The following is a 24,513-nucleotide window of genomic DNA, read 5'->3' as shown; positions in this document are numbered from 1 at the left end:
TTACCCCTGCGCCGAGCCGGTGTGGCAGGCGTCACCATTCCCATTTTGATAGGGTTCCTATCTAATTTCCCTGTCGAAATCTCTGCCCGCGTCTGGCGTGAAGGAGGATGGCGTTGACGAAAACCCGCGGGGGGCCTGGCTTTCTGCGTCAGCCGAGATCGGTGTGGGCCGTTGCCTTCGCGTGTGTGATCTCGTTCATGGGCATCGGTCTGGTGGATCCGATCTTGCCGACGATGGCGAGCCGGCTGCACGCGACACCCGAGCAGATTTCGCTGTTGTTCACCAGCTACCTGCTGGTCACCGCGGTGGCGATGCTGATCACCGGCTGGGTGTCCTCCAGGATCGGCGCCAAGCTGACGCTTGTCGTCGGACTGGTCATCATCGTGGTGTTCAGTGCCCTTGCCGGAGCCGCCGGTGGAGTGAACGGAATCATAGGTTTTCGGGCCGGGTGGGGTCTGGGCAACGCGCTGTTCATTGCCACCTCGCTGGCGGTCATCGTGGGGGCGGCCAGCGGTGGCTTCGCGGGCGCGATCGTGCTCTATGAGGCCGCGCTGGGTGTCGGCATCGCGATGGGGCCGATGGTGGGCGCCGCACTTGGCGGGATCAGTTGGCGTGGGCCGTTTTTCGGGGTAGCCGCGCTCATGGGAGTCGCCCTCATCTGCGTGCTCACGTTGGTTGCGCCGGCTCCACTGCCGGCCGAGCGGGCGCGGATCGCGGACCCGATCAACGCGCTACGCAATCGCGGTCTTTCGACCATCGCGGTCGCCGCCCTGCTGTACAACTCGGGCTTCTTCATCGTCATGAGCTATTCGCCGTATCCAATGAAGATCGGCATACACGAACTGGGCTTGGTGTTTTTCGGCTGGGGCCTGCTCGTCGCGGTGTTCGCGGTCTTCTGCGCGCCGTGGGCGCAGCGACGCTTCGGTACCGCCCGCTCGCTCTACCTGACGCTGTTCTTGATGTCGCTGGACTTGGTGGCGATTGGAGTGTGGATCGCCCGCCCGCCCGTGGTGATCGCTTGCGTGATAGCTAGCGGCGCCTTCATCGGAATGAACAACACGCTGGTCACCAGCACGGTCATGCAGGTATCGCCGGTGCCGCGGCCCACGGCCTCCGCGGCGTACAGCTTCGTGCGGTTCATCGGCGCCGGCCTCGCGCCGTGGCTCGGTGGAATCGTGGCCGCTCACTACGGTCAGGCGGCGCTGTTCTACCTTGCGGGAGGCGCGGTGTTCCTCGGCCTGCCGGTGCTCGCCACCGCGCACGGCCTGGTGGCCAGGGCCCACGTGCCCTCCGCACACGAAAACGACGAGGCCGCTGAGGAAATCGTCGAGTCGGCCGAGGGCAATGTGCTATACGGCCATCTGCGTGGCGTCGACGCCGCGCCGCTTGCCGACGCCGAACTCACGCTGGTCGACGACGCCGGTCGCCAGGTCGCGCACGGACGGTCAAGCGCCGACGGCTACTACCACCTCGTCGGCCCGGTCGCCGGCAGCCATACCCTCGTCGTCGCGAGTAACGGTGACACACAAGACTTTCCGGTGCAGCTGAGCCGAGCGTCGACAGAACTGTCGCTGCGGCTGGACGGATGCCCCGTCTCTTAGCGACCGGCCCAGCTCACGCCTGGTGTCGCGTGACTGCGGACGTGTCCGACGGCAGCTTCGCCGCGGCGTCCTCGTCGAGCAGCCACAGCGTGGTGTCCAGCCCGACCGCCCCGGCGGCCGGCACCGAAACCGGTGCCGCGCCGCCGATGGCGGCGGCCACCGCGTCGGCCTTGCCGCCGCCGGACACCAGCAGCCAGACTTCGCGAGAACGCGCAATGGCGGGCAGAGTCAACGTGATTCGTTGCGGCGGCGGCTTGGGCGAGTCGTCGACCGACACCACCATCCGGGTGGTTTCGAGCACGGCCGGGGTGTCGGGGAACAGGGAGTTGATGTGGCCTTCGGGTCCCATGCCCAGCAGGTGCACGTCGAAGTTCGGAACCGGCTCGCCGGGTTCGGCGTTGGCGGCCAGCAACTGCTCGTAGGCCAGCGCCGCCGCGGCCAGATCGCTGCCGAATTCCCCGTCGCTGGCCGGCATCGGGTGCACCTGGCTCGACGGGATGTCGACCTGGGAGAGCAGCGCCGCCCGCGCCTGCTTGTCGTTGCGCTCGTCGTCGTCCTCGGGGACGTAGCGTTCGTCGCCCCAGAACAGATGCACCTTTGACCAGTCGATCTCGCGTCCGGCCAGCGACTGCAGCAGCCCGATGCCGTTGCCGCCGCCGGTGAGCACGATGAGCGCCCGGCCTCGGCCCGCAACGGCGTTCGCGATGGTGTCGGTCAGCCGCGCGGCGGCGGCCTCGACCATCGTCTTGCTATCCGGGAAAATCTCGATGCTGGTGCTCACACGTATTGCACTTTCTCGATCCCTTCGAGCGCTGATTGGTAAACCTCGTCGGCGTCCAGCCGCCGCAGGTCTTCGGCGAGGCACTCGCCGGTTTCCCTGCGCGCCAAGGGGAGTAGGGCGTCCGGTCGCGACGTCCGGCTCAACGTGGCCGTCCTTCCTTCCTGCGGCCGGCTCAAGACGATGGTTTCGCTCTTGCGCTCCAGTTCGATCTTGAGTTCGCCGACCGCCCGGCGCACCGGGCCGTCGATCCGGCTGGCCAGCCACCCGGCCAGCACGTCCAGGGCGGGCTCGGTCGCCAGACCGGACACCAGCGCCGACTCGATCGGTTCGTGCGGCGCCAGGTCGACCGCCGAGGTGAGCAGCGCACGCCAGTAGGTGATCCGCGCCCAGGCCAGGTCGGTGTCACCCGCGGTGTATCCGGGCAGCCGGCTCTTGATGGCCGCCAACGGGTCCACCCCGTTGGTCGCGTCGGTGATGCGACGAATCGCCAACCGCCCCAACGGGTCTTGCGCGGGTACCGTCGGCGCGACGTCGGGCCACCACACCACCACCGGGATGTCGGGCAGCAGGAACGGCGTGACCACGCTGGCGGCGTGGCCGGACAGCGCACCGGACAGCCGCAACACCACGACTTCGCTGGCGCCGGTGTCCCCGCCGGCGCGCAGCTGGGCGTCCAGGCGCGGCTTGTCCGCATACGGATTGCCCCGCATCGTCACGATGATCCGGCTGGGGTGCTCATGGCTGGCGTCGTTGGCCGCCTGCAGCGACTCTTCGAGGATATCCTCGCTGTCCGGCGCGATGATCAGCGTCAGCACCCGGCCCATCGCCACGGCCCCGACCCTTTCCCGCAGTTCGTCGAGCCTCTTGTTGACCGCCGTGGTGGTGGTGTCTTCCATATCAATGATCACGGGCGCCGCCATTCCCGGCCGGTGCGCCGCAGCATCTCGAACGCCGAGTCCGGACCCCAGGTGCCCGACTCGTACGGTTCGGGCTTACCGTCCGCCGCCCAATTGTTGAGCACGGGATCGAGTATGTCCCAAGCCAATTCGACCTCTTCGTTCACCGGGAACAGGGACGGCTCGCCGAGCAGCACATCGAGGATCAACTGTTCATAGGCCTCCGGCGACTCCTCGGCGAACGCCGAACCGTAGGAGAAGTCCATGTTGACGTCGCGGACCTCCATCGCGGTGCCCGGCACCTTGGAGCCGAACCGCAGCGTGACGCCCTCGTCGGGCTGCACCCGGATCACCATGGCGTTGGTGCCCAGCTCGTCGGTCATGGTGGCATCGAACGGCAGGTGCGGCGCCCGCTTGAAGACCAGGGCGATCTCGGTCACCCTGCGGCCCAGGCGTTTTCCGGTACGCAGGTAGAAGGGCACCCCCGCCCAGCGGCGGGTGTCCACCTCGAGCGTGATGGCGGCGAACGTCTCGGTGGTCGAGTCCTTGGCGAACCCTTCCTCGTCGAGCAGCCCGACCACCTTCTCGCCGCCCTGCCAGCCGGCGGCGTACTGACCGCGGCTGGTCGTCTCATCGAGGGGCTCGGCGAGGTGGGTGGCCGAGAGCACCTTGATCTTCTCGGCCTGCAGCGCCGAGGGGCTGAAGCTGACCGGCTCCTCCATCGCGGTCAGCGCCAGCAGCTGCATCAGGTGGTTCTGAATGACGTCGCGCGCGGCGCCGATGCCGTCGTAGTAGCCGGCCCGGCCGCCCAGTCCGATGTCCTCGGCCATGGTGATCTGCACGTGGTCGACGTAGTGCGCGTTCCAGATCGGGTCGAACAACTGATTGGCGAACCGCAGCGCCAGGATGTTGCGGACCGTCTCCTTGCCCAGGTAGTGGTCGATCCGGAACACCGACTCCTCCGGGAACACACTGTTGACGGTTTTGTTCAGGGCCTGGGCACTCTCCAGATCGTGGCCGAACGGTTTCTCGATGACCACCCGGCTCCACCGCTCGCCCTGCGGGCGCGCCAGGCCGGACTTGTGTAGTTGTTCACACACCATCGGGAAGGAATTCGGCGGGATGGCCAGATAGAAGGCGTGGTTGCCGCCCGTGCCGCGCTCGGCGTCCAGCTTGTCCAGGGTCTCGGCCAGCCGGCCGAACGCCTCGTCGTCGTCGAAAGCGCCCGGGACAAAACGGAATCCCTCGGCCAGCCGGTCCCAGTTCTCCTGGCGGAACGGCGTGCGGCAGTGTTCCTTGACGGCCTCGTGCACCACCTTGCCGAAATCCTGGGTGCTCCAATCCCGGCGGGCGAAGCCCACCAGCGAGAAGCTGGGCGGCAGCAGACCGCGATTGGCCAGGTCGTAGATGGCCGGCATGACCTTCTTGCGGGCCAGGTCGCCGGTGACGCCGAAGATCACCATCCCGCACGGCCCCGCGATCCGCGGGAGCCGCTTGTCGCGCTTGTCCCGTAACGGGTTATGCCATTGTTGCGCGGTGCGGGCTGGGCTCATTTGGAGGCGGAACCCAGCTGCTTCTGAGTTTCTTCCAGCAGCTCGGTCCAGGAATCCACGAACTTCTCCACGCCCTCGTTCTCGAGCACCTTGAAGACGTCGGTCAGATCGATGCCGATCTGGTCCAGCTTGTCGAACACCGCCTGGGCGTCCTCGGCGGTGCCGGTGACGGTGTCGCCCTTGATCTCACCGTGGTCGGCGACGGCGTCAATCGTCTTCTCCGGCATAGTGTTCACCGTGTTGGGTGCCACCAGCTCGGTGACGTAGAGGGTGTCGGAGTAGTCGGGGTTCTTCACACCGGTGGACGCCCACAGCGGACGCTGCACCCGGGCGCCGTCGGCCTTGAGCGACTCGAAGCGATCGCCGCCCTCGAACACCTCCTGGTAGGCCGCGTAGGCCAGGCGCGCGTTGGCCACCCCGGCCTTGCCCAGCAGCGCCTTGGCGTCGTCGGACCCGATCTTCTCCAGCCGCTTGTCCACCTCGGTGTCCACCCGGGACACGAAAAACGATGCGACGGAATGGATCTTGGAAATGTCGTGGCCCGCCTCGCGGGCCTTTTCCAGGCCGGCCAGGTAGGCGTCCATCACCTGGCGGTGCCGCTCGACGGAGAAGATCAACGTGACGTTGACCGAAATGCCTTCCGCGAGAACGGCGGTGATCGCCGGAATGCCGGCCTTGGTCGCCGGAATCTTGATGAACAGGTTGGGCCGGTCGACGATCTTCCACAACTCGACGGCCTGGGCGACGGTCTTGTCGGTCTCGGCGGCCAGCCGAGGGTCGACCTCGATGGACACCCGTCCGTCGACGCCGTCGGAAGCCTCCCACTCCCGCTTGAGCACGTCGCACGCATTGCGCACGTCGTCGGTGGTGACGGTGCGGATGGTCGCGTCCACATCGGCGCCACGCTCGGCCAACTCGGCGATCTGGCCTTCGTACGCATCGCCCTCGGCGAGCGCCTTCTGGAAGATCGACGGGTTGGTGGTCACGCCGACAACGCTTTTCGTGTCGATCAGCTCCTGCAGGTTGCCCGACTGCAGCCGCTGTCGGGACAAGTCATCCAGCCAGACGGATACACCCGCGGCGGACAGCGCCGCGAGGTTGGGGTTCTGAGTCATGTGAAAGGCCCTTTCTCAGTTGTCCACTACCTGTTCCGCGGCGGCCGCGACGGCTTCTGCGGTGAAACCGAATTCCCGGAACAACGTTTTGTAATCGGCGGACTCGCCATAGTGTTCGATCGAGACGATCCTGCCGGTGTCGCCGACGAGCTTGTGCCAGGACTGGGCCACCCCGGCCTCGACGGCCACCCGCGCCGATACGGTCGGCGGCAGCACGCTGTCGCGGTAGTCCTCCGGCTGGGACTCGAACCACTCGACGCACGGCATGGAGACCACCCGCGCCACAATGTCCTTGTCCGCCAACAACTTCTGCGCATCAACGGCGAGCTGGACCTCCGAGCCGGTCGCGATCAGCACCACGTCTGGCTCTTGGCCGGGCTCCTCGCCGTCCGAGCCCAGAACGTAGCCGCCCCGGGCGACGCCCTCGGCGCTGGTGCCCTCCAGCACCGGGACATTCTGGCGCGTCAGCATCAGGCCGACGGGGCCGCTGCCGTTGCCGCGGGCCAGGACCGTGCGCCAGGCGTAGGCCGTCTCGTTGGCGTCGGCCGGGCGCACCACCGAGAGGTTCGGGATGGCGCGCAGCGCCGCGAGGTGCTCGATCGGCTGATGGGTCGGGCCGTCCTCGCCCAGGCCGATCGAGTCGTGGGTCCACACGTAGATCGTGTCGATGTCCATCAACGAGGCCAGCCGCACCGCGGGCCGCATGTAGTCGGAGAACTGCAGGAAGGTGCCGCCGTAGGCGCGGGTGGGTCCATGCAGGACGATGCCGGACAGGATGGCGCCCATCGCGTGCTCGCGCACACCGAAGTGCAACGTCCGGCCGTACCAGTGCGCCGTGTAGTCCTTGGTCGAAATGGACGGCGGCCCAAAGGAATCGGCGCCCTTGATGGTGGTGTTGTTGCTACCCGCCAGGTCGGCCGAACCGCCCCACAGCTCCGGCAGCTTCGGCCCGAGCGCGTTGAGAACTTCGTTGGAGGCCTTGCGGGTGGCGATCGGGTCGGAGCCGGGTTCCCAGCGCGGCAGGTCGGCGTCCCAGCCGTCGGGCAGCTCCTCGGCGGTCAACCGGTCCAGCAGCGCCTTGCGTTCGGGTTGTGCCTGCGCCCAGGCGTCGAAATCGGCCTGCCACTTCTCGTGGGCTTCCTTGCCGCGGTCCACCAGCTTGCGGGTGTGGGCGATCACCTCGTCGCGCACCTCGAACTTCTTGTCGGGGTCGAAGCCGAGGATCTCCTTGACGGCGGCGACTTCCTCGTCGCCCAGTGCCGCGCCGTGCGCCTTGCCGGTGTTCATCAGCTTGGGCGCGGGGTAGCCGATGATGGTGCGCAGCGAGATGAACGACGGCCGGTCGGTGGCCGCCTTCGCGTTGGCGATGGCCTCCTCGATCGCGACGACGTTTTCGCCGCCCTCGATCTCCTGCACGTGCCAGCCGTAGGCGCGGTACCGCGCGGCGGTGTCCTCGCACAGGGCGATGTTGGTGTCGTCCTCGATGGAGATCTCGTTGTGGTCGTAGAAGACGATCAGGTTGCCCAGCTGCTGGACGGCCGCCAGCGACGAGGCCTCCGAGGTGACGCCCTCTTCGATGTCGCCGTCGGAGGCGATCACGTAAATGAAGTGGTCGAACGGGCTGGTGCCCGGGGCGGCGTCCGGATCGAACAGCCCGCGCTCATAGCGCGCGGCCATCGCCATGCCCACCGCCGAGGCCAGGCCCTGGCCCAGTGGTCCGGTAGTGATCTCCACGCCCTTGGTGTGCCGGAATTCCGGATGCCCGGGGGTCTTCGACCCCCAGGTGCGCAGCGATTCGATGTCGGACAGCTCCAGCCCAAAACCGCCCAGGTACAGCTGCAGGTACAGCGTCAGGCTGCTGTGCCCGCAGGACAGGACGAACCGGTCGCGGCCCAGCCAGTAGGTGTCGCTGGGATCGTGGACCATCGCCCGCTGAAACAGGGTGTATGCCAGCGGCGCCAGGCTCATCGCCGTCCCGGGATGGCCGTTGCCGACCTTTTGCACCGCGTCGGCGGCCAGCACCCGGATGGTGTCGACGGCGGCCGAGTCGAGCTCGGACCAGTCGTCGGGAAGGTGCGGTTGGGTCAGCGTGGAGATCTCTTCGAGTGTCGTCACAGACTCAGTCCTTGGGTCATCGAGCTGATGAATCCCACCCTAGTGCGGGAGGGCCGGCTCTTGCAGCGCAGGATTTCGGGTACCCACCGCCGGCAGGTGTGAAAATTACGCGCCCGTCGAAAGTGCCTGACATTCAGTTCGCGAATCTGGGAAAAGTCTGCGGGAACCGACCCGCGGGCGGGCCATCGCCACACCGCGGTCTACCATCGTGTGTAGTAGATGCTGCGCGCCGCTGCGACCCCAAGGAGTAATTGCGTGAGCGTTCGCGGGCGCGTCGCGCCGAGCCGATTGCCAAGCCGGATACACGGCACGGTGCTGGCTTATCTGGCGCTGACCAAGCCGCGGGTCATCGAACTGCTGCTCGTCACCGCGATCCCGGCCATGCTGCTGGCCCAGCGCGGCACGGTGAACCCGCTGCTGATCGTCAACACGCTGATCGGCGGGATGCTGGCCGCCGGGGGTGCCAACACGCTGAACTGCGTGGCCGACGCCGACATCGACAAGGTGATGAAGCGCACGGCCCGCCGGCCGCTCGCGCGCGCCGCGGTGCCCACGCGCAACGCGCTGGTGCTCGGCCTGGTGCTGACGGTGGCGTCGTTCTTTTGGCTGTGGTGGACCAGCAACCTGTTGTCCGGGCTGCTGGCCCTGGCCACGATCGCGTTCTACGTGTTCGTCTACACCCTGCTGCTCAAGCGCCGCACCTCGCAGAACGTGGTGTGGGGCGGCGCCGCCGGCTGCATGCCGGTGATGATCGGCTGGTCTGCCGTCACGGGCACCATCGGCTGGCCCGCGCTGGTGATGTTCGCGATCATCTTCTTCTGGACGCCGCCGCACACCTGGGCGCTGGCGATGCGCTACAAGGACGACTACAAGGCGGCGGGCGTGCCGATGCTGCCGGCCGTGGCGACCGAGCGTCAGGTGACCAAGCAGATCCTGATCTACACCTGGCTGACGGTGCTGGCCACGCTGGCGCTGGCGCTGGCGACCGGCTGGCTGTACGCCGCGGTCGCCCTGGTGGCCGGGGTGTGGTTCCTGGCGATGGCCCACCAGCTCTACGCCGGGGTCCGCGCCGGCGAGCCGGTCCGGCCGCTGCGGTTGTTCCTGCAGTCGAACAACTACTTGGCGGTGGTGTTCTGCGCGCTCGCCATCGACTCGGCCATCGGGCTGCCGCACCTGTTCTGAGCCGGTCGCCGACTCGCGTCGCCTCGGTGCCGTGACCGCATCACCCGGCGAATTCGAGAACTGATTTCTTATCTGGGATCGGTAGCCGGTCCACGGGATCACACTTCAGGCATGGCAACTAACCGCATCGTCAGGACGTTGGTCGCCGGAACGCTGCTTTCGGCCGGCCTGTCCTTCTGCGACATGGGCATCACCACGGGTATCGCCGAAGCCCAGCCCGGGCCGATCCCGCTGGACGCGTGGCCCGGCTGTCCCAACGACCACCCCCAGGGGCCGTGCCGCTGGTGCCCCGGGCAACCGTTGCCGCCGACCGGCAACCATGTCACCAACCCCGTCGTCTGGGACAACAACGTCTGCCACACCTACTATTACGTCTGGTTCGGACAGGGCAATGTCGCCCAAAACATCTGGGACGGCGACAACCCGCCGGCACCGCCACCACCACCGCCGCCGGGCCTCATCAATAGAGACAATTGCCAGCAGCTTCTGGGAATCTTCTGCCCGCACGCGTAGCGGCTCGAATCATCTAGGGCAGCAGCACGATCGAGCCCGCCGTCTTGCGGCCCTGCAGGTCCTGGTGGGCGCGCGCCGCTTCGGCCAGCGGATAGCGCCCGCCGACCTCCACGGAGATGTCGCCGCCGGCGATCGCGGCGAACAATTCCTCTGCGCGCCAACTGAATTCCTGGCCGGTGCGCACGAAGTGCGCCAGCGACGGCCGGGTCAACAACACCGAGCCGGCGGCGTTGAGGCGCTGCGGGTCGAACGGCGGAACGGGTCCGCTGGCCGCGCCGAACAACGCCAGCGTGCCCCGGACGGCCAGGCTGGCCAGGCTCGCGTCGAATGTGCTCGCGCCCACGCCGTCGTACACCGCGGCCACCCCGGCGCCGTCGGTCAGCGAGCGGATCCGCTCGCCGAACGCCGCCGCGTCCTCGGGATAGGGGAGCACCTCGTCGGCGCCTGCCCGCCGGGACAGCCGCTCCTTCTCCGGCGTCGAGACCGTGGTGATCACCCGCGCCCCGAGCAGATTGGCCCACTGCGTCAGGATCAGGCCGACGCCGCCCGCGCCGGCGTGCACCAGCACCGTGTCGCCCGCCTGCACCGGATACACCGACTTGAGCAGGTAGTGCGCGGTCAGTCCCTTCAGCAGGGCCGAGGCCGCCACGTCGGCGGTCACGCCGTCGGGCACCTCGGCGGTCAAATGCGCTGGGGCCGTGGCATATTCGGCATACCCACCGGACGCCGCGGCGCTGACCACGCGGTCGCCGACGCGCAACCCGTCGGCGCCGTCGCCGAGGGCTTCGATGGTTCCGGCTAGCTCCGAGCCGAGGACGAACGGCAACTCGCGCGGGTACTGCCCGGAGCGGAAATAGGTGTCGATGTAGTTGACGCCGATGGCCTCGGCCTTGATCAGCACCTCGCCGGGCCCGGGGGCCGGCTGGGGCGTATCGACGTAGCGCAGCACCTCGGGGCCGCCGGTCTCGCTGACTTCGATTGCGTGCATCCGCTTATCATGCCCGGGCATGAAGCTCGCTCGCCCGGACGTCTTCCATCCCCGCATCGTGCTGGCGGGGTCCGGTGACGGCGCGGCCGGCGACGCCGGTCTGGTGGCGGCGCTGCGGCGACGCGGTCTGCACGCGCGCTGGCTGCCTTGGGACGACCCGGAAACCGCCAGCGCAGATCTGGTGATTTTGCGCGCCGGCGCGGACGCCCGGGATCGACGCGACGAATTCCTGGCGTGGACCCGACGAGTCCGCCACCTGCTCAACCCGCCCGGCGCCATCGCTTGGAACCTCGATGAGCGGTATCTGCGCGACCTCGAGAACGACGGCGTGCCGACGCAGCGCGACCGGCCCGTCGCGCGGGCGTCGTTGATCTTCGTGGGCGGCGAACGGTCGCACGCCTGGCCGGTGGAGCCGGAGTTCGAATCGTGGGATCTGGGCCACGCCGCGCTGACGTCGGCCGCGCGGCGCGCCGGGGTGAGCACGCGGGAGCTGCTCTTTGCGCGCGTGGACCTTGCCGGCCACCGGGTGGCGGCGCTGGATCTGGTCGCGCCGTCGCTGGGGTGGCGTCGGCTGGACCCCGGGGCCCGCGAGATCGCCCAGCGTCAGTTCGCCGTCGCGGTGCAGTCAGCCTGCGAGCGGCTCGGGCTGGGCCCGCTCTCGCATGGCCGCCCATAGCGCAGCGGTGGCCGCGGTGCAGGCCGCGGCCCCGGCCACGTGCAGGGCGACCAGCACGGCGGGGACTCCGGTGTAATACTGCGCGGTGCCGACGGCGGCCTGGGCGAACACCAGCGCGAGCAGCACGGCGAGCCGCACCAGCACGGCCCGGGCGGCGCGCACGGCCAGCAGCCCGAAGCCCAGCCCCACCAACAGGGCCAGGTAGGCGATCAGCAGCGACGAGTGCAGGTGCACCAGGGTGTCGACCTCGACTTTGAGCCGCGGCACCGTGCGGGTGGGGCTGCGATCACCGGCGTGCGGGCCAGCGGCCGTCACCAGCGTGCCGGTGACCAGCACGGCGGCCAGGTTCAAGCCGGACAGCGCGGTCAGCGCGCGCAGCGGCCGGACGACCCGCTCGCGCACCACTCCGTCATCGGGCTCGCCGACTTTCACGTAGAGCAGCACCGACAGCCACACCATCGTCATCGACGTCAGCAGGTGGACGGCCACCGTCCACCACAGCAGCCCGGTGCGCACGGTGATGCCGCCGATCACCGCCTGCACGACGGTGGACACCGGCATCAGCCAGGCATAGACGAGGACCTCGCGGCGCCGTCGCGCCCGGGTGACGGCCAGCACCGCCAGCGCCGCCGTGATGACGACGGCGAAGGTGACCATCCGATTGCCGAACTCGACGGCCTGGTGGATGCGTGGCACCTCGGCGTGGGCCACCGGCACGAAGCTGCCCGGAAAGCACTGCGGCCAGGTGGGGCAGCCCAGGCCCGACGCGGTGACGCGCACGATCGCGCCGGTGATGGCGATGCCGCCCTGGGTGAGGATGACGGCCGCGGCGATCAGGCGCTGCACGCCCAGGCTGGGGTTGGGCAGCAGGTCCACCGCGCGCAACAGCATCCGTCCAACCACGGCCCGATCCTAAGCCACCGAAACTACGAGCTGTAGTACGGAGGGGTGCGCCGAGACTTAAACCACGTACACCGATAGCGGCGTGTCGTGTGCGTGGTTTAAGTGTCGCGAGCCCGACCCGAACGTCAGGTGAAGAGCCCGATGCGACCGTCAGGTGAAGCGGAACCAGCGCAGCGCGCTCAGCGCGCCCACCGCGCCCCACGCGGCCAGGACGATCACCCCGAACCAGTCCACCGACATGGTCATCGCCTGCGACAGCGCCTCGGTGAGCGCGCCCGACGGGGTCAGCCGGGCCGCCAACTTGACCGCGGTCGGGGTGATGCCGGTTTCGACGGTCAGCGCGCCGAGGCCGGCGAACACGAACCACATCAGGTTGGCAACCGCGAGCACGATCTCGGCCCGCAGCGTCCCGCCGAGCAGCAGCCCCAGGGCCGCGAACACCACGGTGCCCAGCGCGATCACCGCCGCGCCCAGCGCCAACGCCGCCGGTTCCGGTCGCCAGCCGAGCGCAAAACCGATGGCGCCCAACAGGATTGCCTGCAAAAACACCACGGTGACCACGGCCAGCGACTTGCCCGCGATGATGCCCCACACCGGCAGCGGGGTGGCGCCGAGCCGCTTGAGGGCGCCGTAACGCCGATCGAAGGCGACCGCGATCGCCTGCCCGGTGAACGCGGTCGAGATCACCGCCAGCGCCATGATGACCGGGGTGAAGGTGGCCGCGCGGTGCTGGCCGAACGAACCGAGCGGCAGCAGCGTGAGCCCGACCAGCAGCGTGATCGGGATGAACATGGTCAGCAGCAGCTGTTCGCCGTTGCGCAGCAGCAGCTTGAGCTCCAAACCGAACTGCGCGGCAAGCATTTTCGGCACCGCGCTGGGCCGCGGGTCGGGCGCGAAGGTGCCCGCCGGAAAGACGCTGGATCGAATCTCGTTGTCGGTCAAGGCCGTAACTTCCTGCCGGTGAGGTCGAGGAACACGTCCTCGAGGCTGCGTTGCTCGACGCGCATGTCGGTGGCCAGCACGTCGATCCGCGCGCACCACGCGGTGACGGTGGCCAGCACCTGGGGGTCGATGTGCCCTTCGATCAGGTACTCGCCCGGCGTCACCTCGGTGGCCTTGTAGTCCTCCGGCAGGGCGGCGGACAGCAGCGACAGATCCAGGCGCGGCGGTGCGCTGAACCGCAACTGGTCCTTGGCCCCGCTGCGCATCAGCTCCGTCGGCGTGCCGGAGGCCACCGTCGCCCCGTGGTCGATGATCACCAGCCGGTCGGCGAGTTCCTCGGCCTCCTTGAGCTGATGCGTCGTCAGCACGACCGTCACACCGTCGCGGCGCAGCGCATCGATCAGTTCCCACACCAGCAGCCGGGCGTGCGCGTCCATGCCCGCGGTGGGCTCGTCGAGGAACACCAGTTCCGGGCGCCCGACCAGGGCACAGGCCAGCGCCAGGCGTTGCTGCTGGCCACCGGAGAGCCGCCGGTAGGTGGTGCGGGCGGCGTCGGTGAGGCCGAGCGTGTCCAGCAGCCAGGCGGGGTCCAGCGGGTCGGCGGAGTAGGCGGCCACCAGATTGAGCATCTCGCCGGCCCGCGCCGCGGGATAGCCGCCGCCGCCCTGCAACATCACCCCGATGCGCGCCCGCAGCCGCGTGTTGTCGGCGATCGGGTCCAGGCCGAGCACCTCGATGGTGCCGGCGTCGGGCCGTACGAAGCCCTCGCACATCTCCACCGTCGTCGTCTTGCCGGCGCCGTTGGGGCCGAGCAGGGCCAGCACCTCGGCGGCGTGCACCTCGAGATCGAGGTTGGCGACGGCCTCGACGGCGGTCACGCCGGACCCGTATGTCTTGGTGACGCCGCGCAGCCGCACCACCGTGTCACGGGATTTGCGCGATTCTGGAAAGGCCGAGCTCACGTGGAATCAGCGTAGGCGCCATGTGCCGGCGCCGGGCGGGGGGGCGACGGGGGCTGCGGCGGTGCCGTCTCGTCGGTGACGGGTGGGCCGTCGGATTCGGTGCCCAGGACGGGCGGGCGGCGCCAGGGCAGGCGGGTGTAGGTCAGCGCGATGAGCGCCACGACGATGACGGTGCTGGCCAGGGTGGCGTCGATGATCTGGAACAGCGCGAACCGGTCGCCGTTGGCGGTGGGGCCGAAGATCCCGACGACCAGGCTGATGACGATCGCCGCGACGCGGAAGCCGGTGCGGGTCGCCCAGGCGGCCAGCGGGATGATGGCCCACAGCAGGTACCAGGGCTGCACGACGGGAAACAGCAGCACCGTGATGCCCAGCGCCACGCCCAGCCCGCCGATCGGGTGCAGCCGGCCGCGGAAGACGGCCAGCAACAACCAGGCCACCATGACCATGATGATCAGCACGCCGATCGCACGGGTCAGCCCCAGCACCGCGGTGGTGTGATCGCCCAGCCCCAGCAGGATGCCCACCTGCCCGGTGCCCAGCGCCAGCAGCGTCGGCGGCGACATCCAGCTGCGTACCACGTTGGCGGTGCCCAGCGTGTAGATCCAGCCGAAGCCCAGCCCGCTGGCCCAGCCCACCAGCGCCATCACCGCCAACGACAGCACCGCCATGCCGCCGCCGGTCAGCAGCAGCGCGCGCAGGGTGCCACCGCAGCGGTAGGCCAGGGCCATCGTGACGAAGCCCAGCGCCAGCAACGACGGCAGTTTCACCTGCGACGACAGCACGATCAGCACAGCGCCGGCGACCAGCATCCCCAACGGCTCCCAGTCCGGCCCGAGCTTCCAGGAGTGGGGCAGCAGGCGCGGCGCTTTGCCATCCGAGATGCCGCGCAACGCGAATTCCGCCCCGGCCAGCATCAGGCCCAGCATCAGCGCCTCGTTGTGCACGCCGGCCACCAGATGCATGATCAGCAGCGGATTGGCCGCGCCCAGCCACAGGGCGCTGACCTCGGCGACGCCGCAGCGCCGGGCCAGGCGCGGCGTCGCCCACACGATCAGGGCCACCCCGAGCAGCTCCACCAGGCGGTGGCACAGCACGGCGGCGACGATGTTCTCCCCGGTGACCGCCGAGATGCCGCGCCCGATCCACAAAAACAGCGGCCCGTACGGCGCGGGCGTCTCGCGCCACAGCGTTGGCACGGACAGCGTGAAGATGTGCGACAGCCCCAGGCCGGAGGCCGGGCCCACCCGGTAGGGGTCCAGGCCCTCCAGCGAGATCTGGCTTTGCGCCAGGTAGGAGTAGACGTCCTTGCTGTACATCGGCGGGGCGATGAGCAGCGGCAGCACCCACAGCAGCAGGGTGCGGTCCAGGTCGCCGCGCGACATCCGCCGGTTGCCCAGCGCGAACCGGCCCAGCATCAACCAGGCCAGCGCCATCATGACGGCGCCGGTGGTGGTCATGGTCAACGACACCGTCTGGATCCGCGACGGGAGGTTGAGCAGCCGCACCCCGAAGGTGGGGTCCTGCACAACGGGACGCGCGCCGGCGCCCAGCGCGCCGATCGCCATCACCACGGTGCCGGCGGCACCGAACAGGCGGGTGCGGCGCAGCGCGGTGAGCTCGGTATCGTTCAGCGGCGAGCCCACTGCTTGCTCGTCGCCGTGCAGGCTCGCGATCGACGAGCTCAGCGTGTGGTGGCGGGCTGCCATCAGAGCAGCCTAGCCCGGCCGACGAGGCGGACCGCACGTTGCGGGCGGTGAGGAGCCGGGCGATCGGGCGGTTGGTGTGAGCATCGCGACGCCAGCACAGGGGACCCTTGCTAGACCGATCCCCGGAATTGCGTCACACTGGTGTTGTGAAAATCCGAACCAGCCCCGATGGGGCCGCTACCGGCGTGGCCGACGTCGGCGCGCCGGTGCCGGATGGTCACACCCGCCGCGCGATCGTGCGCCTGCTGTTGGAGTCCGGATCGATCACCGCCGCGGAGATCGGTGACCGGCTGGGTTTGACGGCCGCCGGCGTGCGACGCCACCTCGACGCGCTGATCGAGGCTGGCGACGCCGAGGCCACGGCGCCCGCCGCGTGGCAGCAGGCGGGGCGCGGGCGTCCCGCCAAGCGGTACCGGCTGACCTCGGCCGGGCGGGCCAAGCTCGACCACGCCTACGACGACCTTGCCGCGGCGGCCATGCGGCAACTGCGCGAAATCGGTGGGGAAGAGGCGGTGCAGGCGTTCGCCCGGCAGCGGATCGACGCCATCCTGGCCGACGTTCCCGCGGCCGACAGCGCGGCCGACACCGACGTCGAGGCGGCCGCCGACCGCATCGCCACCGCACTGACCAAGGCCGGCTACGTCACCACGACCACGCAGGTCGGTGGGCCGATCCACGGCGTGCAGATCTGCCAGCACCACTGCCCGGTGTCGCACGTCGCGGAGGAATTCCCCGAGCTGTGCGACGCCGAGCAACAGGCCATGGCCGAGGTGCTGGGCACCCACGTCCAGCGGTTGGCGACCATCGTCAACGGCGACTGCGCCTGCACCACGCACGTACCCCTGACCCAGGCATCAAGCACGGCGCCCAGCCCGCGCCGTATGACCGACACCACGAGCATCAAAGGAGCGTCTCGATGACACTCACCCCCGAGGCCAGCAAGACGGCTACCGCGCCGCTGACCCAGGAAGAGGCGATCGCGTCCCTGGGGCGGTACGGCTACGGCTGGGCGGACTCCGACGTCGCCGGCGCCAGCGCCCAGCGCGGCCTGTCGGAGGCCGTCGTCCGCGACATCTCGGCGAAGAAGAACGAGCCCGAATGGATGCTGCAGACCCGGCTCAAGGCGCTGCGCATCTTCGACCGCAAGCCGATGCCGAACTGGGGTTCGAACCTGGAGGGCATCGACTTCGACAACATCAAGTACTTCGTGCGCTCCAGCGAGAAGCAGGCGGCGACGTGGGACGACCTGCCCGCGGACATCAAAAACACCTACGACAAGCTGGGCATCCCCGAAGCCGAGAAGCAGCGGCTGGTCTCCGGCGTCGCGGCCCAGTACGAATCCGAGGTCGTCTACCACTCCATCCGGGAGGACCTGGAGAAGCAGGGCGTCATCTTCCTGGACACCGACACGGCGCTGCGCGAGCACCCGGAGATCTTCCAGGAGTACTTCGGCACCGTGATCCCGGCTGGGGACAACAAGTTCTCCGCGCTGAACACCGCGGTGTGGAGCGGTGGCTCGTTCATCTACGTGCCCAAGGGCGTGCACGTCGACATCCCGCTGCAGGCCTACTTCCGGATCAACACCGAGAACATGGGCCAGTTCGAGCGGACGCTGATCATCGCCGACGAGGGCTCCTACGTGCACTACGTCGAGGGTTGTACGGCGCCCATCTACAAGTCTGACTCGCTGCACTCCGCGGTGGTCGAGATCATCGTGAAACCCAATGCGCGCGTTCGCTACACGACGATCCAGAACTGGTCGGGCAACGTCTACAACCTGGTCACCAAGCGGGCCCGCGCCGAGGCCGGCGCCACCATGGAGTGGATCGACGGCAACATCGGGTCGAAGGTCACCATGAAGTACCCGGCGGTCTGGATGACCGGCGAGCACGCCAAGGGCGAGGTGCTCTCGGTGGCCTTCGCCGGTGAAGACCAGCACCAGGACACCGGCGCGAAGATGCTGCACCTGGCCCCGAACACGTCGAGCAACATCGTGTCCAAGTCGGTGGCCCGCGGCGGCGGCCGCACCTCCTACCGCGGCCTGGTGCAGGTGAACAAGGGAGCGCACGGATCGCGGTCCAGCGTGAAATGCGATGCGCTGCTGGTCGATACGATCAGCCGCAGCGACACCTACCCCTACGTCGACATCCGCGAGGACGACGTCACCATGGGCCATGAGGCCACCGTGTCCAAGGTCAGCGAGAACCAGCTGTTCTACCTGATGAGTCGCGGCCTGACCGAGGACGAGGCCATGGCCATGGTGGTTCGCGGCTTCGTCGAGCCGATCGCCAAAGAGCTGCCCATGGAGTACGCGCTCGAGCTGAACCGGCTGATCGAGCTGCAGATGGAAGGCGCGGTCGGCTAGTGACGAATCTGACCGAAGCGGTTGAGGGTTCGGCCCTCGCCGCTGCCAACAAGGGCGAGCTGTTCTCCTCGTTCGAGGTGGACGCGTTCGAGGTCCCGCACGGCCGCGACGAACTCTGGCGGTTCACCCCGCTGCGCCGGCTGCGCGGTCTGCACGACGGCTCGGCGCGCGCCACCGGCAAGGCCGGGATCAGCGTCGCCGAGCGGCCCGGCCTGCGGGTCGAGAGCGTCTCGCGTGGCGACGAGCGACTCGGCCAGGGTGGGGTGCCCACCGACCGGGTTGCCGCGCAAGCTTTTTCGTCGTTCAACTCCGCGACGCTGGTCACCGTCGAGCGCGATACCCGCATCGCCGAGCCGATCGGCATCACCGTCACCGGCCCGGGCGAGGGCGCGGTGGCCTACGGTCACCTGCAGGTCCGGGTCGCCGAGCTCGCCGAGGCCGTCGTCGTCATCGACCAGCGGGGCAGCGGAACGTACGCCGACAACGTCGAATTCGTCGTCGACGACGCCGCCCGGCTCACCGTGGTGTGGCTCGCCGACTGGGCCGACGACGCGGTGCACGTCAGCATGCACCACGCCAAGCTGGGCAAGGACGCGGTGCTGCGCCACGTCGCCGTCACGCTCGGCGGCGAGGTGGTGCGGCTGACGGCCAACGTGCGCTATACCGCCCCGGGCGGGGACGCCGAGCTGCTGGGCCTGTACTTCGCCGACGACGGCCAGCACCTGGAGTCGCGGCTGCTGGTGGATCACGCCCGGCCCGACTGCAAGTCGAACGTGCTGTACAAGGGTGCGCTGCAAGGCGATCCGGACTCCGCGCTGCCCGACGCGCACACCGTCTGGATCGGCGACGTGCTGATCCGCGCCGAAGCCGCCGGCACCGACACGTTCGAGGTGAACCGCAACCTGGTGCTCACCGACGGGGCGCGCGCCGACTCGGTGCCCAACCTCGAGATCGAGACCGGCGAGATCGTCGGCGCCGGACATGCCAGTGCCACCGGCCGTTTCGACGACGAGCAACTGTTCTACCTGCGTTCCCGCGGCATCCCCGAGGAGCAGGCCCGCCGCCTGGTCATCCGCGGTTTCTTCGCCGAGATCATCTCCAAAATCGGGGTGCCCGAGATCCGCGAACGCCTGACCGCGGCCATCGAACACGAACTGGCCTTAACCGAAAAGACGGAAACAACAGCCTCATGACCACTCTGGAAATCAAGGACCTCCACGTCAGCGTCGTCAACCCGAACGCCGCCGAATCCGAACGCGAGATTCCCATCCTCAACGGCGTCGACCTGACGGTGAAATCCGGTGAGACACATGCGTTGATGGGTCCCAACGGGTCGGGCAAGTCGACGCTGTCCTACGCCATCGCCGGTCACCCCAAGTACACGGTGACCTCGGGCTCCATCACGCTGGACGGCGAGGACGTGTTGGCGATGAGCATCGACGAACGCGCCCGTGCCGGAATCTTTTTGGCCATGCAATATCCCGTCGAGGTGCCCGGCGTCTCGGTGTCGAACTTCCTGCGCTCGGCGGCGACCGCCGTGCGCGGTGAGGCCCCGAAACTGCGGCACTGGGTCAAAGAGGTCAAGGCGGCGATGGGCTCGCTGGAAATCGACCCGGCGTTCGCGGAGCGCAGCGTCAACGAGGGTTTCTCCGGCGGTGAGAAGAAACGCCACGAGATCCTGCAGCTGGAACTGCTCAAGCCCAAGATCGCGATCCTCGACGAAACCGACTCCGGACTCGACGTCGACGCCCTGCGGGTGGTCAGCGAGGGCGTGAACCGCTACGCGGAGACCGGCTGGGACGATGGCACCGGCCAGTCGGTGCGCGGCGGCGTCCTGCTGATCACGCACTACACCCGCATCCTGCGCTACATCCGCCCCGAATACGTGCACGTGTTCGTCGGCGGACGCATCGCCGAATCCGGCGGTCCCGAGCTGGCCGACGAACTCGAGCAGAACGGCTACGTCCGCTTCACCCAAGCGGCGGCCGCCGGGGCCTGACATGGCTACACCTTCGGCGGCGGTCCCACCCCTGGATGTCGCGGCCATCCGCGCCGACTTCCCGATCCTCAAGCGCGTCATGCGCAGCGGAAACCCGTTGGCCTACCTGGATTCCGGTGCGACGTCCCAGCGCCCGCTGCAGGTGCTCGACGCCGAGCGGGAGTTCCTGCTCACCTCCAACGGCGCCGTGCACCGCGGTGCGCACCAGCTGATGGAGGAGGCCACCGACGCCTACGAGCAGGGCCGCGCCGACATCGCCGCGTTCGTGGGTGCGGACGCCCAAGAGCTGGTGTTCACCAAGAACGCCACCGAGGCGCTCAACCTGGTGTCGTATGTGCTGGGGGACAAGCGCTTCGAACGCGCCGTCGGACCGGGTGACGTCGTCGTCACCACCGAGCTCGAGCACCACGCCAATCTGGTTCCGTGGCAGGAACTCTGCCGGCGCACCGGGGCGACGCTGCGCTGGTACGGCGTGACCGACGACGGGCGCATCGACCTCGACTCGCTGCAGCTCGACGAACGCGTCAAGGTCGTCGCCTTCACCCATCATTCGAACGTGACCGGCGCGGTGGCCCCGGTGGCCGAACTGGTCAGCCGGGCGCGGGCGGTGGGCGCGCTGACCGTGCTGGACGCCTGCCAGTCGGTGCCGCACCAGCCCGTCGACTTCCACGCCCTGGACGTCGACTTCGCCGCATTCTCCGGCCATAAGATGTTGGGGCCCAACGGTATCGGTGTGTTGTACGGCCGCGGCGAGGTGTTGTCGGCGTTGCCGCCGTTCTTGACCGGTGGCTCGATGATCGAGACCGTGACCATGGAAGCGTCCACCTACGCGCCGGTGCCGCAGCGGTTCGAGGCCGGCACCCCGATGACATCGCAGGTGGTCGGGCTGGGCGCGGCCACCCGCTATCTCGCGGCCATCGGCATGGACGCCGTGCAGGCCCACGAACACCAGCTGGTCGTCGCGGCGATCGACGGCTTGTCCGGTATCGACGCCGTGCGCATCGTCGGCCCGACGTCCATGGAGAACCGCGCCTCGCCGGTGTCGTTCGTCGTCGACGGCGTGCACGCCCACGATGTCGGGCAGGTGCTCGACGACGAGGGCGTCGCGGTGCGGGTGGGCCACCACTGCGCCCTGCCGCTGCACCGCCGGTTCGGGTTGGCGGCCACGGCTCGGGCGTCCTTCGGGGTGTACAACACCACCGAGGAGGTCGAGCGTCTGGTCGCCGGCGTGCGCCGCGCTCTGGATTTTTTTGGGAGAGGCTGACATTGCGTCTCGAGCAGATGTATCAGGACGTGATCCTGGACCACTACAAGCACCCACAGCACCGCGGGCTGCGGGAACCGTTCGGCGCCGAGGTGTTTCACGTCAACCCGGTCTGCGGTGACGAGGTCACCCTGCGGGTGGCGCTGTCCGAGGACGGCGAGACCGTCGCCGACGTGTCCTATGACGGGCAGGGCTGCTCGATCAGCCAGGCGGCGACCTCGGTGCTCACCCAGCAGGTGATCGGGCAAAGCGTCGGCGACGCGCTCAAAACCATCACCGCCTTCACCGAGATGGTGTCCTCGCGTGGCACCGTCGAGGGCGACGAGGACGTGCTGGGCGACGGGATTGCGTTCGCCGGGGTGGCCAAATACCCCGCGCGGGTGAAATGCGCGCTGCTGGGGTGGATGGCGTTCAAGGATGCGTTGGCCAAAGCGGCTACAGAGTTTCAGGAGGTCATGGATGAGCGAAACCACCGCGCAGGATGAGGAATTCCTCGCCGACCTCGAGGAGGCGATGCGTGACGTCGTCGACCCCGAACTCGGCATCAACGTCGTCGACCTGGGACTGGTCTACGGGCTGAACGTCGAGGCGGGCGAGGAGGGAACCGTCGCGCTGATCGACATGACGCTGACGTCGGCGGCCTGCCCGCTGACCGACGTCATCGAAGACCAGTCACGCAGCGCTTTGGTGGGCGCCGGCCTCGTCGACGACCTGCGGATCAACTGGGTGTGGAACCCGCCGTGGGGTCCGGACAAGATCACCGAGGACGGCCGCGAGCAATTGCGCGCCCTCGGCTTCACCGTCTGATAAACGCTTTTCGCGCTTTACCGCGCGCTGTCGGCGTCCCGGCCACTAGAGGTGGAAGGGCAGGTGCGGCAGGTGCAGGTGGTGATGCGGGTGCCCCATCGGCGGGCAGGTCTCCACACTGATCATCGCCGCGTGCAGTACCCCGCCGTCCTGAGTCCCTTGTGCCCCAATGCATTTCCCGTTCGTGATCGCCTGGGTGTCCGACGGGGTCTGCCGCTGGTATGAGGTCGACCCGGCGACGGTCACGTTGGTGGAGGCGCCAGGGCCGCTGGGGCCCAGACCGTTGACGGCGATGGTGTTACCCGACACCGAGGCGACCGTGCCGTAGAACCCGGCGGGCGGCGGGCATTTGCCGTCCACGGATGGGGTGACCGTCACCGCCTGCGCGGTGATTGCAGCCGGCGGCGGCGCGCTTTGCGGGGTGGCCTTGATGTTCACGCAACTGCCGGGCGTCACGTCGGTCAGCTTCGCCGGGGTGACGTCCATGACCATGGTCTGCGGCGTGTAGTCCACCGTCGCCGAACCGGTCCTCGTCCGAAGGGCGACCGTGCCACCCGAATTCGACTGCACCATGCCTTCGACGTAGTCCTTGCCTATCGGCGGGGCTGGCGGGGGCGCCGGCGCCGGTGGCGGCGCAGCGTTGGGCGCCCCGCTGGGCGGGACCGCCGTGACGGCGCGTGGCGCGCTGCTGTTCGACGCGTCGTGGGAGGGTCCACACATGGCGACGCACAGCACGAGGAAGGCGATGACGGCGCCGAGCACGATCTGCGTCCGCCGGGTCTTCAACGATAGGGCAGCCACAGGACTCATCTCCGATCACGCGTTTCGCCGTCGTAGGCAAATACCCCCGCCGGACGCGGTTTTCACGCCGCGCCGGCGGGAGTGACGGCAATCTCAGTCAGCCGAGCCGGGGTCAGCCACCCTGGCCGGGCTGCTTGGGCTTGCCGCATTTGCCGTCGACAGCCTGTCGTAGATTGATGCTCGTCGCCTGCAGCGCGCCGCCGTTGTCCTGGGTGCCCCGCGCGTACAGGCATTTGCCGGGAGTGATCGCGTCGGTATTGGCGGGCGTCTGCTTGCTGTATTTGGTCTTGTCGTCGACCGTGACGGCCGTTTGCGTGGTGTTGCCGTTGGGATCGGTGTTGGTCAGGTTGATGGTGTTACCGGACACCGACGCCACCGAGCCGCGCACCCACGCCGGCTTCGTGGGCGCATTCGACGGCGGGAGAGACGGCGGCGTGGTGGTGGAACCGCCGGGCGCGGACTGCGGCGGCTTCGGGCAGGCGCCGTTGACGGACTGGCTGATCTTCACCGACGCGGCAGTGACGGGCTGTCCGGGCGCCGGCGTCGTTCCCTCCGTCGGCTTCACGCTGACGCAGCTGCCGGGGGTGACGTCCGGCAGCCCGGCCGGCACCGCCTCGGTGATCTTGGTGGTCGAGGTGAAGTTGACCGAAGCGGTCGCGTTGTCTTCCTTGGTGACCTGAATGGAGTTGCCCGCCACCGAGGCGATCAGGCCGCTCACCCGCGCTTCGGCGTTCGGGGTGGCCGAGGTGGTCGTCGACGTCACGACCGACGTCGAGGTCGAGGTCGAGGTCGACGGCGGACTGGACTTGTTCGAAGAGCCGCAGGCGGACAGGGATAGCGCGGTGGCCCCCGCGACGGCGAAGACCGCGAGGCGGGTGAACCGGGGCGCGTGACAGCTGGCAGACATCAACGTTTCTCCATTCGTCGGTTAAAGCCAACGTAAGGGTTTACCCGTTTAACCTGTGCCCAACCTGTGGGCGCTCAGAAGGCCGCTTCGGCCACCTTCATGATGTCGTCGTCGATGGATTCGATGACCCCGCGCAGCGCGGTCAGCCTGGGCAGCATGTTCTTGGCGAAGAACCCCGCGGTCGCGACCTTGCCCCGGTAGAACGCTTCGTCGTCGCCCGCGCCATTCGCCAGCGCGCGGTGCGCGATGTCGGCCTGCACCAGCAACCTCCAGCCGATCAGCAGATCGCCGACCGCGAGCAGGTAGCGCACCGATCCCAGGCCCACCTTGTAGATCTCGTCCGCCTGCTGCGCCGCGGACATCAGGTAGCCCGTCAGCGCGCCGGTCATCGCGGTCACGTCGTCGTACGCGGTCTGCACCAGCTGCGCGACCGG

General features: G+C 68.6%; 23 protein-coding genes and 1 pseudogene. 11 read left to right on the top strand and 13 right to left on the bottom strand.

What is annotated here, in order from left to right; all coding sequences use genetic code 11:
* Positions 1-107: 107 nt before the first annotated feature.
* Positions 108-1,340 (top strand): annotated as a pseudogene (locus A5624_RS08410) (MFS transporter); the annotation flags it as partial.
* A 274-nt stretch (positions 1,341-1,614) separates the two neighbouring features.
* Here A5624_RS08410 and pgl read toward each other — a convergent pair.
* Genes pgl through tkt form a run of 5 tightly spaced genes read right to left on the bottom strand, consistent with a single transcriptional unit; the run spans position 1,615 to position 8,061 of the window.
* Complete coding sequence (gene pgl / locus A5624_RS08405; protein WP_066864488.1) at positions 1,615-2,382, bottom strand: 6-phosphogluconolactonase; 768 nt, start codon at positions 2,380-2,382, stop codon at positions 1,615-1,617.
* Positions 2,379-3,290: a glucose-6-phosphate dehydrogenase assembly protein OpcA gene (gene opcA, locus A5624_RS08400; RefSeq protein WP_066864529.1), complete on the bottom strand. Its 912-nt coding sequence runs from the start codon at positions 3,288-3,290 to the stop codon at positions 2,379-2,381. The genes pgl and opcA overlap by 4 nt, the downstream gene beginning before the upstream one ends.
* Positions 3,287-4,831, bottom strand: coding sequence for a glucose-6-phosphate dehydrogenase (zwf, locus tag A5624_RS08395; RefSeq protein WP_066864486.1), 1,545 nt, complete (start codon positions 4,829-4,831; stop codon positions 3,287-3,289). Before zwf ends, opcA begins: the two co-directional genes overlap by 4 nt.
* A complete protein-coding gene (gene tal, locus A5624_RS08390; RefSeq protein ID WP_066864484.1) occupies positions 4,828-5,946 on the bottom strand; it encodes a transaldolase in 1,119 nt (372 codons plus the stop codon). Before tal ends, zwf begins: the two co-directional genes overlap by 4 nt.
* A gap of 15 nt (positions 5,947-5,961) precedes the next feature.
* The gene (tkt, locus tag A5624_RS08385; protein WP_066864482.1) at positions 5,962-8,061 is read right to left on the bottom strand and encodes a transketolase; all 2,100 of its coding nucleotides are present in this window, start codon (positions 8,059-8,061) and stop codon (positions 5,962-5,964) included.
* 255 nt (positions 8,062-8,316) lie between these two features.
* Between tkt and A5624_RS08380 the strand changes: the two genes are divergently transcribed.
* Both A5624_RS08380 and A5624_RS08375 read left to right on the top strand, forming a co-directional pair.
* The gene (locus A5624_RS08380; RefSeq protein WP_066864473.1) at positions 8,317-9,243 is read left to right on the top strand and encodes a heme o synthase; all 927 of its coding nucleotides are present in this window, start codon (positions 8,317-8,319) and stop codon (positions 9,241-9,243) included.
* Positions 9,244-9,354: 111 nt separating this feature from the next.
* Positions 9,355-9,756 carry a hypothetical protein gene (locus tag A5624_RS08375; RefSeq protein ID WP_066864471.1) on the top strand — a complete coding sequence of 134 codons (402 nt, stop codon included), beginning with the start codon at positions 9,355-9,357 and terminating at the stop codon, positions 9,754-9,756.
* Positions 9,757-9,769: 13 nt separating this feature from the next.
* Here the strand turns inward: A5624_RS08375 and A5624_RS08370 are convergent, their stop codons facing one another.
* On the bottom strand, positions 9,770-10,744 hold the full coding sequence (locus A5624_RS08370) for a quinone oxidoreductase (RefSeq protein ID WP_066864468.1): 975 nt from the start codon (positions 10,742-10,744) through the stop codon (positions 9,770-9,772).
* Between the two features lie 19 nt (positions 10,745-10,763).
* Between A5624_RS08370 and A5624_RS08365 the strand changes: the two genes are divergently transcribed.
* Positions 10,764-11,420, top strand: coding sequence for a hypothetical protein (locus A5624_RS08365; protein WP_066864465.1), 657 nt, complete (start codon positions 10,764-10,766; stop codon positions 11,418-11,420).
* Here A5624_RS08365 and A5624_RS08360 read toward each other — a convergent pair.
* The 4 genes from A5624_RS08360 to mptB all read right to left on the bottom strand — a co-directional run bounded on the left by A5624_RS08360 (position 11,370) and on the right by mptB (position 15,936).
* Positions 11,370-12,311: a heme A synthase gene (locus A5624_RS08360; protein WP_156748939.1), complete on the bottom strand. Its 942-nt coding sequence runs from the start codon at positions 12,309-12,311 to the stop codon at positions 11,370-11,372. The two genes, A5624_RS08365 and A5624_RS08360, sit on opposite strands and share 51 nt — an antisense overlap.
* Positions 12,312-12,473: 162 nt before the next feature.
* Positions 12,474-13,184: an ABC transporter permease gene (locus A5624_RS08355; RefSeq protein WP_231999692.1), complete on the bottom strand. Its 711-nt coding sequence runs from the start codon at positions 13,182-13,184 to the stop codon at positions 12,474-12,476.
* Positions 13,185-13,261: 77 nt separating this feature from the next.
* Positions 13,262-14,227, bottom strand: coding sequence for an ABC transporter ATP-binding protein (locus tag A5624_RS08350; RefSeq protein WP_066864454.1), 966 nt, complete (start codon positions 14,225-14,227; stop codon positions 13,262-13,264).
* A complete protein-coding gene (gene mptB / locus A5624_RS08345) occupies positions 14,224-15,936 on the bottom strand; it encodes a polyprenol phosphomannose-dependent alpha 1,6 mannosyltransferase MptB (RefSeq protein ID WP_066864452.1) in 1,713 nt (570 codons plus the stop codon). Before mptB ends, A5624_RS08350 begins: the two co-directional genes overlap by 4 nt.
* 146 nt (positions 15,937-16,082) lie before the next feature.
* Between mptB and A5624_RS08340 the strand changes: the two genes are divergently transcribed.
* From A5624_RS08340 to A5624_RS08310, 7 genes are read left to right on the top strand one after another with little or no spacing between them, the layout of a single operon-like run.
* The gene (locus tag A5624_RS08340; protein ID WP_066864450.1) at positions 16,083-16,856 is read left to right on the top strand and encodes a metalloregulator ArsR/SmtB family transcription factor; all 774 of its coding nucleotides are present in this window, start codon (positions 16,083-16,085) and stop codon (positions 16,854-16,856) included.
* A complete protein-coding gene (sufB, locus tag A5624_RS08335) occupies positions 16,853-18,301 on the top strand; it encodes a Fe-S cluster assembly protein SufB (RefSeq protein ID WP_066864446.1) in 1,449 nt (482 codons plus the stop codon). The genes A5624_RS08340 and sufB overlap by 4 nt, the downstream gene beginning before the upstream one ends.
* Positions 18,301-19,494, top strand: a complete 1,194-nt coding sequence (gene sufD / locus A5624_RS08330) for a Fe-S cluster assembly protein SufD (RefSeq protein ID WP_066864438.1) — start codon at positions 18,301-18,303, stop codon at positions 19,492-19,494. The genes sufB and sufD overlap by 1 nt, the downstream gene beginning before the upstream one ends.
* A complete protein-coding gene (gene sufC, locus A5624_RS08325; protein ID WP_066864432.1) occupies positions 19,491-20,300 on the top strand; it encodes a Fe-S cluster assembly ATPase SufC in 810 nt (269 codons plus the stop codon). Before sufD ends, sufC begins: the two co-directional genes overlap by 4 nt.
* A gap of 1 nt (position 20,301) precedes the next feature.
* Positions 20,302-21,564, top strand: coding sequence for a cysteine desulfurase (locus A5624_RS08320; RefSeq protein WP_066864427.1), 1,263 nt, complete (start codon positions 20,302-20,304; stop codon positions 21,562-21,564).
* On the top strand, positions 21,561-22,049 hold the full coding sequence (gene sufU / locus A5624_RS08315) for a Fe-S cluster assembly sulfur transfer protein SufU (protein ID WP_156748934.1): 489 nt from the start codon (positions 21,561-21,563) through the stop codon (positions 22,047-22,049). The genes A5624_RS08320 and sufU overlap by 4 nt, the downstream gene beginning before the upstream one ends.
* The gene (locus tag A5624_RS08310) at positions 22,024-22,371 is read left to right on the top strand and encodes a metal-sulfur cluster assembly factor (RefSeq protein WP_066864419.1); all 348 of its coding nucleotides are present in this window, start codon (positions 22,024-22,026) and stop codon (positions 22,369-22,371) included. Before sufU ends, A5624_RS08310 begins: the two co-directional genes overlap by 26 nt.
* A gap of 45 nt (positions 22,372-22,416) precedes the next feature.
* Here A5624_RS08310 and A5624_RS08305 read toward each other — a convergent pair whose 3' ends face one another.
* The 3 genes from A5624_RS08305 to A5624_RS08290 form a co-directional block, all read right to left on the bottom strand.
* Positions 22,417-23,157 (bottom strand): DUF5666 domain-containing protein, encoded by a 741-nt coding sequence (locus tag A5624_RS08305; RefSeq protein WP_066864418.1) that lies wholly within the window; start codon positions 23,155-23,157, stop codon positions 22,417-22,419.
* A gap of 127 nt (positions 23,158-23,284) precedes the next feature.
* Positions 23,285-24,079, bottom strand: coding sequence for a DUF5666 domain-containing protein (locus A5624_RS29455; RefSeq protein ID WP_197498178.1), 795 nt, complete (start codon positions 24,077-24,079; stop codon positions 23,285-23,287).
* Positions 24,080-24,153: 74 nt separating this feature from the next.
* Positions 24,154-24,513, bottom strand: a 360-nt coding sequence (locus A5624_RS08290; protein WP_197498176.1) for an acyl-CoA dehydrogenase C-terminal domain-containing protein, incomplete at its 5' end; no start/stop codon positions are given.

It is taken from the genome of Mycobacterium sp. 1482292.6 (assembly GCF_001672995.1).
In the GTDB taxonomy this organism is placed as follows: Bacteria; Actinomycetota; Actinomycetes; order Mycobacteriales; family Mycobacteriaceae; genus Mycobacterium; species Mycobacterium europaeum_A.
The sequence above is the reverse complement of the archived record's forward strand: the minus strand, read 5'-3'. Positions and strand labels throughout refer to the sequence as shown.